The 13,302-nt window shown below is 30.3% G+C and carries 12 protein-coding genes; all 12 read left to right on the forward strand.

All coding sequences use genetic code 11. From position 1 onward, the window contains the following. The first annotated feature begins 25 nt into the window (after positions 1 to 25). The 12 genes from OZP07_RS04125 (at position 26) to OZP07_RS04180 (ending at position 13,153) form a co-directional block, all read left to right on the forward strand. Complete coding sequence (locus tag OZP07_RS04125) at positions 26 to 601, forward strand: sugar transferase (protein WP_281637384.1); 576 nt, start codon at positions 26 to 28, stop codon at positions 599 to 601. Positions 602 to 751: 150 nt separating this feature from the next. Next, positions 752 to 2,701 (forward strand): polysaccharide biosynthesis protein, encoded by a 1,950-nt coding sequence (locus OZP07_RS04130; RefSeq protein WP_194640010.1) that lies wholly within the window; start codon positions 752 to 754, stop codon positions 2,699 to 2,701. A gap of 655 nt (positions 2,702 to 3,356) precedes the next feature. Further along, the gene (locus OZP07_RS04135) at positions 3,357 to 4,226 is read left to right on the forward strand and encodes an ABC transporter permease (RefSeq protein WP_281637385.1); all 870 of its coding nucleotides are present in this window, start codon (positions 3,357 to 3,359) and stop codon (positions 4,224 to 4,226) included. 70 nt (positions 4,227 to 4,296) lie between these two features. Further along, on the forward strand, positions 4,297 to 5,574 hold the full coding sequence (locus OZP07_RS04140; RefSeq protein WP_281637386.1) for an ABC transporter ATP-binding protein: 1,278 nt from the start codon (positions 4,297 to 4,299) through the stop codon (positions 5,572 to 5,574). Beyond that, positions 5,574 to 6,272 carry a WbqC family protein gene (locus tag OZP07_RS04145; RefSeq protein WP_281637387.1) on the forward strand — a complete coding sequence of 233 codons (699 nt, stop codon included), beginning with the start codon at positions 5,574 to 5,576 and terminating at the stop codon, positions 6,270 to 6,272. The genes OZP07_RS04140 and OZP07_RS04145 overlap by 1 nt, the downstream gene beginning before the upstream one ends. Continuing rightward, positions 6,265 to 6,879, forward strand: a complete 615-nt coding sequence (locus OZP07_RS04150; RefSeq protein ID WP_281637388.1) for a class I SAM-dependent methyltransferase — start codon at positions 6,265 to 6,267, stop codon at positions 6,877 to 6,879. The genes OZP07_RS04145 and OZP07_RS04150 overlap by 8 nt, the downstream gene beginning before the upstream one ends. Beyond that, entirely contained in the window at positions 6,876 to 7,541 is a 666-nt protein-coding gene (locus OZP07_RS04155; protein ID WP_281637389.1) for an acetyltransferase, read from the forward strand. Before OZP07_RS04150 ends, OZP07_RS04155 begins: the two co-directional genes overlap by 4 nt. 1 nt (position 7,542) lies before the next feature. Further along, positions 7,543 to 8,463 carry a glycoside hydrolase family protein gene (locus tag OZP07_RS04160; RefSeq protein ID WP_281637390.1) on the forward strand — a complete coding sequence of 307 codons (921 nt, stop codon included), beginning with the start codon at positions 7,543 to 7,545 and terminating at the stop codon, positions 8,461 to 8,463. Continuing rightward, positions 8,460 to 9,596, forward strand: coding sequence for a dTDP-4-amino-4,6-dideoxygalactose transaminase (rffA, locus tag OZP07_RS04165; RefSeq protein WP_281637391.1), 1,137 nt, complete (start codon positions 8,460 to 8,462; stop codon positions 9,594 to 9,596). The genes OZP07_RS04160 and rffA overlap by 4 nt, the downstream gene beginning before the upstream one ends. 4 nt (positions 9,597 to 9,600) lie before the next feature. Then, positions 9,601 to 10,770, forward strand: a complete 1,170-nt coding sequence (locus tag OZP07_RS04170) for a TDP-N-acetylfucosamine:lipid II N-acetylfucosaminyltransferase family protein (protein ID WP_281637392.1) — start codon at positions 9,601 to 9,603, stop codon at positions 10,768 to 10,770. A gap of 22 nt (positions 10,771 to 10,792) precedes the next feature. Continuing rightward, the gene (locus OZP07_RS04175; protein WP_281637393.1) at positions 10,793 to 12,355 is read left to right on the forward strand and encodes a DapH/DapD/GlmU-related protein; all 1,563 of its coding nucleotides are present in this window, start codon (positions 10,793 to 10,795) and stop codon (positions 12,353 to 12,355) included. A gap of 18 nt (positions 12,356 to 12,373) precedes the next feature. After that, a complete protein-coding gene (locus OZP07_RS04180; protein ID WP_281637394.1) occupies positions 12,374 to 13,153 on the forward strand; it encodes a glycosyltransferase family 2 protein in 780 nt (259 codons plus the stop codon). Positions 13,154 to 13,302 lie beyond the last annotated feature (149 nt).

Consider the following 13,302-nt stretch of genomic DNA (forward strand, 5'->3'; position numbering starts at 1 on the left):
GTTATTTGATGTTTTATTTGCCGCATTGGCTTTTTTTATTTTTTTTTGGTTACTGCTTCTAGCTTGGTTTGCAGCAATTATTGATACTAGAACTAATGGGATTTTCACTCAAGTTCGTATTGGCCAATATGGGAAACGATTCACAATTTATAAATTAAGGACTATACAATTAGATCAAAATTTAAAAGGGTTGAAGATATCTAAACTTGGTCAATTCCTTAGGGATTTTAAATTAGATGAACTGCCCCAGCTTATTAATGTATTGAAAGGCGAAATGAGTATTGTTGGCCCAAGACCAGATGTCGAGGGCTATTATGATTTGCTGGAAGGAGAAAACCGGAAAATTCTCGAATTAAAACCAGGATTAACTAGTTTGGCTTCTCTGAAATATTATGATGAACAGACATTGTTAAAAAAACAGGCTGATTCTTTAGCTTATAATGATATTGTTATTTTTCCAGATAAAGTAAGAATGAATTTGGACTATTATAAACAACAAAGTCTTTATAACGATTTAAAAATTATTACTGCCACTTTGGTATTTATTTTTAAAAGAGTATGTTTTTTAATAATCAATTTTGTTTTTCGAAAGGTTAGATAATGAAACGTGGTGTTAGTTGATTTTCAACACGCTGTTATTACTTATCATGTTAATTGTTTACGAAGAGTTATTTAGTTTCTTATCTAAGAATAATAAATTGTATTTTTGTTTTTGTCTATAGTTATTTTATAAAATTAAAAAGCATATCATATGTCGAAAAATTCCATGGATACTGGATTTTTTTCTAGGGATAATTTGAAATTAAGTATACGTAATTTGAGTTATTTACCTAGGTGGATAATTGTGTTGATTGATGTTTCAGTTTTGACAATAACCTTCTTCTTTACTTTGCTTATTTTTAGAGGAACTGGTTTGAAATATATCAATACAGTTCATGATGTGTTTTTTACAGCTTGTTTTTTTGCATGTAATATTTTCTTTTTCTGGCTGTTTAGAACTTATTCGGGAATTATTAGACACTCATCTTATAACGATGCAGTGAAGCTGTTGTTTTCTCAAATGTCAGTTTTGGTTGTGTTCCTGTTTTTTAATTTTACTTATGAATTATTATATGACGAAAAAGTTTTTTTAACAACAGCTCTTTTTATCAATGTTCTGCTCTCATTTTGTGGTTTGTTTTTATATCGTGTAGTGGTTAAACAAACATTTGAATTGTATTTATCTGATAAAAATGCAACTAAGTTAATAAGAACAGTTATTTATGGAACAGATGCTAATGCAATATCTGTAGCTAATGCTTTGAAGTTTGAAACCCCAAGCCGTTTCAAAATAGTTGGTTTTGTTGACAGAAACAATCAAAATGCTTCCAAAAGGATGATGGATCTGCCAATATTGATTCAAAGAAAAAAATTGCCCTCTTTAATGCGGTCAGTTGGTGCTGAAGCTGTTATTATGGCTGATAAAGGTATCAGTAAAGATGAACAGTTGATTATTGTGGATCAATGTTTAGAATTTAATTACAGAGTTTATACTGTCCCTTTGATTTCGGATTGGGAAAATCAAAAAGAAATTTCTCAAAAAGTAAAAAATATTCAGATTGAAGACTTATTAGAGAGAAAAGCGATTGTCTTAGATAAAAAATCTATTTCAAGACAGTTAAAGGATAAGACAGTTTTAATTACTGGAGCAGCTGGCTCTATTGGAAGTGAAATTGTTAGACAAGTATTATTGTTTAATCCTCATAGAGTGGTTGTTTTAGATCAAGCCGAAACGCCTTTGCATCATTTGAGTCTTGAACTGGAACAAACAAATTCGAAATCAAAAGTTGAATATATTATTGCTGATGTTCGGGATAAAGAAGCTATTGATAAGGTTTTTAAAAGATATAAGCCTCAAGTAGTGTATCATGCTGCGGCTTATAAACATGTGCCTTTAATGGAGGAGAATCCATCGCAAGCAATTTTAACTAACATATTAGGAACTAGGAATTTGGCTGATTTGTCTTGTGCATATCATGTTAAAAAATTTGTAATGGTATCAACTGACAAAGCTGTAAATCCAAGCAATGTTATGGGAGCCAGTAAAAGGATTGCAGAAAAATATGTACAGTCATTACAAATAAAGCATCAGAAAGAGAATAAGGAAAATGCTACTAAATTTATAACTACCCGCTTCGGAAATGTTTTGGGGTCAAATGGATCAGTAGTACCATTATTTACAAAACAAATTGCCAGCGGTGGTCCTGTTACAATTACTCATCCGGATATTATTCGATATTTTATGACTATTCCCGAAGCCTGTCAGTTAGTTCTTGAAGCTGGAGCAATGGGGAATGGTGGTGAAATTTATATTTTTGATATGGGTAAGCCTGTACGTATTTTAGATTTGGCCAAAAAAATGATTAAATTGGCAGGTTTTATCCCCGATCGAGAAATAAAAATTGAAGTAGTTGGTTTACGGCCAGGTGAAAAGTTATATGAAGAACTGCTTAACGATACAGCTAAAACGATTCCCACATATCATGAAAAAATAATGATTGCCCAAGAAATTCAAGACGAATTTGAAAATCTTCATGCAGACATTAATGAGCTTATTGGGATTGCAAATTTCTTTGACAATGATGATATAGTTACAAAAATGAAAGTCATCGTTCCTGAGTTTAAGAGTATGAATTCAACTTTTGAGGTTTTGGATAAATAAGAATTAAAAAAAATAGTAAAAGAAAAGGTTTACAGGGGTGTTCTTGTAAACCTTTTTTATTTAGAGAAAACATGATTTTTTATTTTGTCGTTTCTAGGTTGGTTATTGTTAATGTCTAAGTTTTACTTTTTTTACTCACTTCTCTTTTATTGATGTTTGCTGAATGTTCAATTTGATCAAAAAAAAACAAAAAACATCTCTAATTTATTGCTTTTTGTATCTGTAGAAATTTATAAATTGCATTATCATAATTGTTTTAACTGCTATTTGACTGGATTTGACAACGTATAAGATATTTATCTGTACTTGGTTTATTGCCTCCTTTTCGTACACAAAAAACCTGTAAATAGGCTTTTTTTATAAGTAGACTCATAAGTTAATTTAAGTATATTTGCCGATAAAATTTCATGTGAATTCAACTGACTATGTGAGTATGAATTGCGAAGCTGTGCCGTTTAATTATGTAACTTGTTTAAAAAAATGAATTCAAAAAAGCAGTTGTTTTTTCTGATTTGCAATTAGGAGATCATGAAACAGATTATAGAATTTGTTCTATACAATAATTCCATGCTACAGTTCGCATCTTTCTTTTAAAATTGTACTTTTATATATTAATGATAAATATTATGCATATTGTTTTTTGCTGCAAATACTAATGAATACTAATTCTCCTCAAAATACCAATTGGCTGTTTGAAATAACACCGAAGAATAAATTCTTTACATTAAATCTTAAAGAGGTTTGGCAATATAGAGATTTGCTGATGCTTTTTGTAAAACGTGATGTAATAACTGTTTATAAACAAACTGTTCTAGGTCCTTTATGGTACTTGATTCAACCTCTATTTACTTCTGTTACTTTTACTATAATTTTTAATAATGTAGCTGGAATTAATACGGGGACTGTTCCTCCATTTTTGTTTAATTTGGCAGGAATTACAGTTTGGAACTATTTTACCTCTTGTCTCAATGGTACCTCGAATACGTTTGCCAGTAATGCTGGCATTTTTGGAAAAGTATATTTTCCTAGAATTATTACTCCCATGTCGATTATCATTTCAAATTTAATAAAGTTTGGAATTCAGTTTTTTATTTTTGTTGCTTTCTATATCTATTTTTATGTTCAGGGGACAAATTTAAGTGTCAACGGGCTAGTTTTATTTTTTCCTATATTGATTGTAATCATGGGGATTTTGGGATTAGGTTTGGGAATGTTTATTTCTTCATTGGTAACCAAATATCGTGATTTCAGTAATTTAATTACTTTCGGAGTACAATTGCTAATGTATTTGTCAGCGGTGATGTATCCAATGGAATTAATTAAACAGAAAATACCCGAGTATGGCTGGCTGGTACAGTATAATCCATTAGCCTATTTAATAGAAACTGCCCGCTATATGTTATTGAATGTCGGGGCTATTTCATTTGGAGGATTGTTATACACTTTTTCAGTGACAGTAATTGTTTTTTTTGTTGGACTTTTGATTTTTAACAAGACAGAGAAGACTTTTATAGATACAGTTTAAAAATTCAATGGCAATAGCAATTTCAATGGCAAATTTCAATTTTAAAATCGTTAACTTCTAATCTCTAACTTTGAAAGACATTATATTAAAAGCCGAAAACATTTCTAAACAGTATCGTTTGGGAAATGTAGGAACAGGGACTTTGAGCCACGATTTGAATAGATGGTGGCATAGCATTCGAGGTAAGGAAGATCCGTATTTGCAAATAGGAGAGGTTAATGACCGTTCTACGAAAGGGACATCAGACTATGTTTGGGCTTTACAAGATATTAATTTTGAAGTAGAGCGTGGCGAGGTTCTCGGAATTATTGGTAAGAATGGTGCGGGTAAATCTACTTTACTTAAAATTTTATCAAGAGTTACAGCACCTACGACAGGAAATATAAAATTTGGAGGGCGTGTGGCTTCGCTTCTGGAAGTAGGTACAGGATTCCATGGCGAAATGACTGGACGTGAAAATATTTTCCTGAACGGAGCTATTCTGGGTATGACCAAAAAAGAAATTGCTTCAAAACTCGATGAAATTATTGAATTCTCAGGATGTGAACGTTACATAGATACACCTGTAAAACGTTACAGCAGTGGTATGTATGTACGCCTGGCTTTTGCAGTAGCCGCGTTTCTAGAGCCTGAAATTTTTATTGTCGATGAGGTATTAGCTGTGGGAGATGCTGAGTTTCAGAAGAAAGCCATTGGTAAGATGCAAGATATTTCTAAAGGAGGAGGAAGAACTGTGCTGTTTGTAAGTCATAATATGGCGGCGGTTGAAACACTTTGCACACGAGTAATAAGTATGCAAAACGGCAGTATTATAGGAAATGGAAATCCTACTAAAATTATATCAGATTATTTGCAAAGTACTTCTTTTTCTGAAAGAAAAATTATTTTTGATAGTATTGATGATGCTAAAGGAAATGAGCATGTTAAAATTCTTTATGCTGCGATTGAAAATGCCTCTACATTAGATAAAAATGAAGTAATTGATGTAACTTCAGCAATTGACTTTAGGATGAAAATTGTCAATCAAACCATTCAAGAGAGGATTTCTATTGGTTATGATTTGCGAACTATAAAAGGAGATGTGGTGTTTGGCAGTGGTGGAAAATTTGACTGTAGTATTGGAAAAGTTATAGATATAAGCTGTCAAATTCCAGCTAATTTCTTAAATGATGATGTGTACCAAATTCATGTCTACTTTCATACGAATGCCATGAGCAGTTTATACAGTGATGAAGAATTATTGACTTTTGAGGTTAAGGATGTCAAAAGAGAATCAGGTTATTTAGGCAAAGTGAACGGGATGATAAGACCTTCCTTGCCTTGGACTATTAACGATACTATTTTTTGATGAAAAAAATAGTAATAACTCAATCTAATTATATTCCTTGGAAAGGATATTTTGATGCTATTGCTTTAGCTGATGAGTTTGTAATTTATGATGATATGCAATTTACCCGCAGGGATTGGAGAAACAGAAATATAATCAAAACACCTAATGGAAATAAATGGCTGACAATTCCTGTTGAAGTTAAAGGAAAATATTTTCAAAAGATAAATGAGACTAAAATATCAGATAAAAATTGGAATAAAGATCATTGGAATAGTCTTAAGCAGAATTATAGTAAATCTAAAAATTTTATAGATTATAAGGATTTTTTCGAAGAATTATACTTAAATTCAACATCATTATATTTAACAGAAATTAATTTTCGTTTTATTAATGCTATTTGTGAAATACTTAAAATAAGAACAAATATTCGTTTCTCTTCTGAATTTGAACTAAAAGAAGAACGTTCTGAGCGGTTATTGGACATTTGTTTAAAATTGAAAGGAACGGACTATTATTCAGGACCAGCAGCTAAAGCATATATGAATGAACGGATTTTTTATGAAGCAGGAGTAAAAATTAATTATTTTGATTATTCAGGATATCCTGAATATCAACAGCCATATCCACCATTTGATCATGGAGTATCTGTTTTGGATTTGATTTTTTGCGAAGGGAAAAATGCTGCTAATTTTTTAAAATTTTCTTTTAATGAATAAAATAGAAGACCAGATAAAAGGGTATTATTCATCAAAAATTAAACAGTTTGGAGCTACCCCTCAAGGCGTTGATTGGAATTCAGTTGAATCTCAAGAATTGAGGTTTGAAGTACTTTCTAGTTTAATAAATAATCAAGATCATTTTTCGATTCTTGATTATGGTTGTGGTTTTGGTTCGATGTTAACTTATTTTGAAACTAAATATCAATCTTTCGAATATATTGGATTTGATGTGTCAGAAGATATGATTACTGTCGCATTAAATAAATTTTCTACGAAACAAAATGTTAAATGGTCAACCAGACTTCCAATAGAAAAAACGGACTATGTTATTGCAAGCGGTATATTTAATGTAAAACTTGAAAACACCAATGAAGATTGGCTGACTTATATTTTAGAAACATTAATGAAAATTGATGAAAGTTGCGTCAAAGGATTTTCCTTTAATGTTTTAACTAAATATTCGGACAAAGAATATATGAAAGATTATTTATATTATGCAGATCCTTTACTATTGTTTGATTATTGCAAAAAGAATTTTTCAAAAAATGTAGCTTTATTACACGATTACAATCTTTATGAATTTTCAATAATTGTTAGAAAATGAAATCTAAAAAATTAATCATATTTGGAACTGGTGATATTGCTCAATTGGCAAAATATTATTTTGATATCGATTCATCCTACGAAGTGGTTGGCTTTACAGTAGATAAAGACTATTGTTTAGCCCCAACTTTTGAGAATTTACCATTAGTTCCTTTTGAAGATGTTGAAAAGCATTTTTCTCCCAATGAGGTTGAAATGTTTATAGCTTTAAGTTATGCAAAAATGAATAAGCTTAGAGAAACAAAGTATTTGAAATCTAAGGAGATGAATTATACAATAGCTTCTTATATAAGTTCACATTGTACTTATTTATCTCAATTTCCTCCTGGCGATAATGCTTTTATTTTGGAAGATAACACTATTCAGCCTTATGTAAAGATTGGAAAAAATGTTACACTATGGAGTGGTAATCATATCGGACATCATTCTGTTATTGAAAGTCATAATTTTATTAGCTCACATGTAGTCATATCAGGGCATTGTGTTGTTGAACCAAATTGTTTTATTGGTGTTAATGCAACGATTGGGCATCAGGTGACAATAGCCAAAGAAACTCTTGTTGGTGCTGGAGCAGTTATCACGAAGAATACAGAAGAAGCTTCTATCTATGTACCTGCAAAATCAATAAAACTTGATAAAAAGAGTAGTATAATAAAACTTTGATATGAAGCAAAGCTGGATAAAATTAGGTTTGATATTTGATTTCAATGATTATGGGAGCAGTTTTAAGTACTCAACTTTGCCATCTGGATTTTGGTTGTCAGAACATATTATAAGAATTATTTTTTGTACTAGAAATGAAAGGAATCAATCTATTCCATACTTTATTGATTATGATTTTTCTATTAAAAAGATTTTAGAATTACCTAAATCAATTAAAATTGAACTAGGAGAATTAGGTACTTTTGATGATAGTGGCATAATGCCATCTTGTATATTGCAAAATAATGGAGAAGTTTGGATGTATTATATTGGATGGAATCTCGGAACTACAGTCCCTTTTCGTAATTCTATAGGTTTAGCAGTAAGTAGCGACAATGGACTTAGTTTTGTCAAAAAGTTTGAGGGACCAATATTAGATAGGTCGAGAAATGAACCCCATTTTGTTGCTTCAAATTGTGTTTTATTTGATGAAAACATTTATAAAATGTGGTATCTAAGCTGCACAAAATGGGATATAATTAACGGAGAAATAACACATTATTACCATATTAAATATGCAACATCTATAGATGGAATCGATTGGAATCGAAATAATGAAATTGCAATAGATTTTAAATATCAAAACGAGTATGCTATTTCTGTACCAAGAGTAATTAAAGAAAATAATTTGTATCGAATGTGGTATTCTTATAGAGGTGGGCCGAAAAGTGAGCTTTATAGGATTGGTTACGCCGAATCTCAAGATGGTAGGATATGGAATAGAAAAGATGAGGTTTTAGATTTAGATGTTTCTGAGACAGGTTGGGATTCGAAAATGATATGCTATCCTTTTGTTTTTGAGCATAAGAATAATAAATATATGCTTTATAATGGTAATGGATATGGTAAAACAGGGATTGGACTAGCAATTTTACAAAAATGACACATATAGGATTCAATAAGCCTTATCTCACAGGAAAAGAAACTGAATATATTACCGATGCAGTAGCCTCTGGTAAAATATCGGGTAACGGTAAATATACCCAATGGTGTCAACAGTTTTTCGAACAGAAATATGCTTTTGGTAAATGTTTGCTCACAACATCTTGTACTGATGCATTAGAAATGGCATCTATTTTAATCAATATTCAACCAGGTGATGAGGTGATTATGCCATCTTATACTTTTGTTTCTACTGCGAATGCTTTTGTATTAAGAGGGGCTAAAATTATTTTTGCTGATTCTAATACCGAAAATCCAAATGTGGATGCGAGTAAACTAGAATCGTTAATTACCCCCAAAACCAAAGCGATTGTTCCAGTTCATTATGCTGGAATTGCCTGTGATATGGATATGATTATGGATTTGGCAAATAAATATAATTTATACATTATAGAAGATGCTGCTCAAGCTATAGATAGTTTTTATATTGGTAGAGATGGGGTGCGAAAAGCTTTGGGTTCTATAGGACATTTAGCAGCTTTTTCTTTTCACGAAACCAAAAATATTATTTCGGGAGAAGGCGGTATGTTGGTAATTAATGATAAGCAATTTGCTAGTCGTGCAGAAATTATATGGGAGAAAGGAACTAATCGAGCTGCATTTTTTAGAGGTGAAATTGATAAATATGGATGGGTAGATGTTGGATCCTCTTTTTTGCCATCAGAAGTTATCGCTGCTTTTCTTTGGGCTCAAATTGAACAGTTAAACAAGATTCAAGAAAAGCGTAAAATTATATGGGATCAGTATTATGAGGGCTTAAAAAAGGCGACAGTTAAGGGGCGTTTTAAGTTGCCTCAAATACCCAATTATGCGACAAATAATGCCCATATGTTTTATTTGGTTTTTGAATCCTTAGAAAAAAGGGACGAATGTATTAGTCGTTTAAAAAACAAAGGCATTAATGCGGTTTTTCATTATTTGAGTTTACATAAAAGTCCATATTATAATGAGAAATATTTAGGAGATGATTTGATTTGCAGTAATCAATATTCAGACAGGTTGTTGCGATTGCCATTTTATTATGAGTTGTCTGATGCGGATCTGAAATTGATTATAAATGTGATAAAGGAATAATTTTATGAACTACCACATAATGGTGCAAGATAAGTTTTTGGATTCTTTTATTGCAGATGTGTATGCTATTGGGGAGGAAAATAATAATGTTTTTTGGTTTAGAGGAGATAAAGGAGAAACAAATTATATAACAACGGATAAACTCATAGAATATCTTGGTCATGACAGGTTAAGTTTGAAGAATAAACTTAAATTGTTAAATCCAGCAGATACAATTTTTATACATTGGTATGATAAGTGGATTGCTGATTTGGTTTATGATTTGCCTAATAAGTTAATTGTGTTTTTTTGGGGAGGAGAGATGTACGAAGAACCCTTTTGGCATCATGCTAAATGGATTTATGATAAAAAAACGTATTCCATTATTAAAAAACAATCATATCCTAAAATTATTTGGCAAAAAAATATTTTTAAAACGATTCGTACTATTAAAAATGTTTTGAGATATCCTTTTATTGTGAGACAGCAATATGAATATAAAAAGAAACAAGTTGAGCGAATTGATTATATAGTTTGTGGGCAATTTAATACTGGTGAAATAGAAAAAGTAAATGAATTATACCCAACATTCAAAGCTAAACACTTGGCAGGTTATTATGATTTGAATTTTGACTTGGCTAATGAGATAAATGTTAAAACGAAAACTTCGGTTGCAATTAAAATTTTAGTAGGTAATTCTGCCACTGAAGCTAATAACCATTTGGAAGCTTTTGAGAAATTGAGAAGATTAAAGGATATTGAAATTTATTGTGTCTTGTCTTATGGATCTGATTATTATAAACGAATAGTTATGCACGAAGGGGAAAGAGTTTTTGGAGAAAATTTTTATCCAATAACCGATTTTATGCCAAGAAAAGAATATGTTGAATTTGTGAATCAAATGGATGTTATTTTTATGTATCATAATCGTTCACAAGCTTGGGGCAATATTGTTACTGCTTTAACTTTAGGAAAACCAGTGTTTATTAAAAATGAGAACGTTTTAAAAAAATATATTACGGCTATTGGTATTAAAACGTATGATGCTAATTTAATTGGTCAATGTAATTTGGAATCAATTATCATAGAGGAAAAGAAAAACTTTACAGATAATATAGAAAAGCTTAAGGAAACAATATCTACTGAAGTACGATTGAATAATCTTAAAGAAATAATGACTATTTATGCTAGTTAAATCTTGTGAAAAATATTAAAGAATGAATAATTATGCTCCCATTGTTCTTTTTGTTTACAACCGTCCATTGCATACACAGCAAGTTTTAAATTCGCTAGCGCAAAATCTGGAGGCTAAGGATAGTACATTGTATGTTTATTGTGATGGTGCTAAAAAACACACAACTCCTGATGATTTAATTAAAATTAAAGAGGTTGTAAAATTAGTCAATTCAGAAAAAAGGTTTAAAAAAGTTATAATTAAAATTCAGGAAAAAAATAAAGGTTTGGCTAATTCTATTATTGATGGAATTACAGAAGTGGTTAATAGGCATGGGGCAGTTATTGTTTTAGAAGATGACATTGTAACTTCAGTTGGATTTTTAAAATACATGAATGATGCATTATTGTTTTATCAGGATAATGATAAAGTAATGCATATTTCTGGATATATGTATCCTCATAAAGAGGAATTGCCAGAGACTTTCTTTTTCAATGTGCCTCTTTGTTGGGGGTGGGCAACTTGGAAAAGAGCTTGGGATCATTTTGAAGATGATTCAATAATGTTATGGAAGCAACTAAAAAACGAAAAACTATTTGATAAAGTAGATAAATTTGGAGAAGACTACCTGAGTGAGCAATTAGCTCACAACATATCTGGTAGACTTAAAACATGGTTCATAAAATGGCACGTTTCTGTTTTATTAAAAAATGGATATACTTTGTATCCTAGAAAATCTTTAGTAGATAATATAGGTTTTGATAGTTCTGGTGTTCATAATGGAGAAACAACTCACTTTAAAAATTTGTCACTTTCAGATCATATTAAAATTGAATCAATAACATTAATTGAAAATAAAAAAGCCGAGGAAATTGTAAAATTATTTTATAAGGAATTAAAAAGACCAGCTATAGTTAAAAAACCAGTTAGACTAAAAAGTAAGTTAAAGTATAGAATTAGAAGTACATTCTTTAAAATATTTCCAGATGTAAAGAAAAAAATACAGGAGAAGAATGACAATTATGACGTAATTAACAATAACTCTTATTTAGGAGAGCAATGTATAATTTATCCTAAATCTAGATTATCCAATTCTGTAATAGGAAATTATACATATATTTCAGAAAATTCAATTATTAATAATACTGTAGTTGGGAAGTTTTGTTCAATAGGTACAAATTTGGTTTGTGGTTGGGGCATACATCCAACAAACGGATTATCAACACATCCAATGTTTTATTCAACAGAAAAGCAAAATGGTACGACATTGAGTGAGATTGATAAAGTGGAAGAAACTAAGATTATTACTATTGGGAATGATGTTTTTATCGGCATGAATGTAACTGTTTTGGATGGTGTAAGTATAGGAAATGGAGCAGTTATTGGTGCTGGAGCAGTAGTTTCTAAAGATATTCCTTCTTACGCAATAGCAGTTGGAAATCCAATTCAAATCATCAAGTATAGATTTGAGGATAAAAAAATAGAAGAGCTTTTACAAATAAAATGGTGGGATTTTGAAAAAGAGGATTTGGCTTTAGTTGAAAAATATTTTTTTGAAATAGAAGATTTTATTGAGAAGATTAACAAAAAAAAGAAAAAATTATAATTTAGTAATGATTCACTAATGCTATTAATTTCTATAATTACCATTAATTATAACAATCTTGAAGGTTTAAAAAAAACTATTCAGAGTGTTACAAACCAGACTTGGCAGGAATTTGAATATATTGTTATTGATGGTGGTTCTACTGATGGCTGTGCAGAATATATAAAAAGTCAAAACGATAAAATTGATTATTGGGTTAGCGAACCTGACAAAGGGATTTACAATGCCATGAATAAAGGGATTGTGCAGGCAAAAGGAGAATATTTGCTTTTTTTGAATAGTGGTGATCATCTATTTAATAATAATGTTTTAGAAAACACTAATCATTTCCTAGCTGAAAATGATTTGATATATTTTAATTTAAATTTTGTTGATGGTGCAAAATCATGGATACATAAATATCCAGAACGTTTATTCTTTTCTTATTTTATCTTAGAAACATTACCACATCCGGCAACATTTATTAAAAGAAAATTATTTGATATTAATGGATTTTACAATGAAGGATTTAAAATTGTGTCAGATTGGAAATTCTTTATAGAAAGTGTCTGCAGGCACAATTGCTCATATAAAAAGATTGATGAAACCTTATCGACATATTATTTGGATGGTATTAGTTCAAAATCTGAAAATCTAAAAATGATTTTTGATGAACGGCAATTGGTACTTAAAACTGGTTTTTCTGCTTTTTTAGATGATATTGATAAACTAGATAAATATGAAAAAGGGATAATAAATATTAAAAAATCAAGAAAAATACGGTTATTGATAAAGTTAGGTTTGTTGAACAAATTTTAAAAAGTGATTGACTTATTTTATTGTTATAATCAAGCTCAATTTTAGGATCAATTTTTACAATCGGTTTTATTCGAAAAATAATTTACTATAGAGCCTGTTTAAGTTTTATTTATTGGCTCTCTTATGATGATTTTTGGTTACAACTTCGT

Source organism: Flavobacterium marginilacus (genome assembly GCF_026870155.1).
Lineage (GTDB): Bacteria > Bacteroidota > Bacteroidia > Flavobacteriales > Flavobacteriaceae > Flavobacterium > Flavobacterium marginilacus.

What these genes read in the sequence shown, in the direction of transcription:
- OZP07_RS04145 (WP_281637387.1), top strand. Translation starts at nt 5,574, where the DNA reads ATGAAAAAAATAGTAATAACTCAATCTAATTATATTCCTTGGAAAGGA.
- OZP07_RS04150 (WP_281637388.1), top strand. Translation starts at nt 6,265, where the DNA reads ATGAATAAAATAGAAGACCAGATAAAAGGGTATTATTCATCAAAAATT.
- OZP07_RS04135 (WP_281637385.1), top strand. Translation starts at nt 3,357, where the DNA reads ATGAATACTAATTCTCCTCAAAATACCAATTGGCTGTTTGAAATAACA.
- OZP07_RS04160 (WP_281637390.1), top strand. Translation starts at nt 7,543, where the DNA reads ATGAAGCAAAGCTGGATAAAATTAGGTTTGATATTTGATTTCAATGAT.
- OZP07_RS04155 (WP_281637389.1), top strand. Translation starts at nt 6,876, where the DNA reads ATGAAATCTAAAAAATTAATCATATTTGGAACTGGTGATATTGCTCAA.
- rffA (WP_281637391.1), top strand. Translation starts at nt 8,460, where the DNA reads ATGACACATATAGGATTCAATAAGCCTTATCTCACAGGAAAAGAAACT.
- OZP07_RS04170 (WP_281637392.1), top strand. Translation starts at nt 9,601, where the DNA reads ATGAACTACCACATAATGGTGCAAGATAAGTTTTTGGATTCTTTTATT.
- OZP07_RS04180 (WP_281637394.1), top strand. Translation starts at nt 12,374, where the DNA reads ATGCTATTAATTTCTATAATTACCATTAATTATAACAATCTTGAAGGT.
- OZP07_RS04130 (WP_194640010.1), top strand. Translation starts at nt 752, where the DNA reads ATGTCGAAAAATTCCATGGATACTGGATTTTTTTCTAGGGATAATTTG.
- OZP07_RS04175 (WP_281637393.1), top strand. Translation starts at nt 10,793, where the DNA reads ATGAATAATTATGCTCCCATTGTTCTTTTTGTTTACAACCGTCCATTG.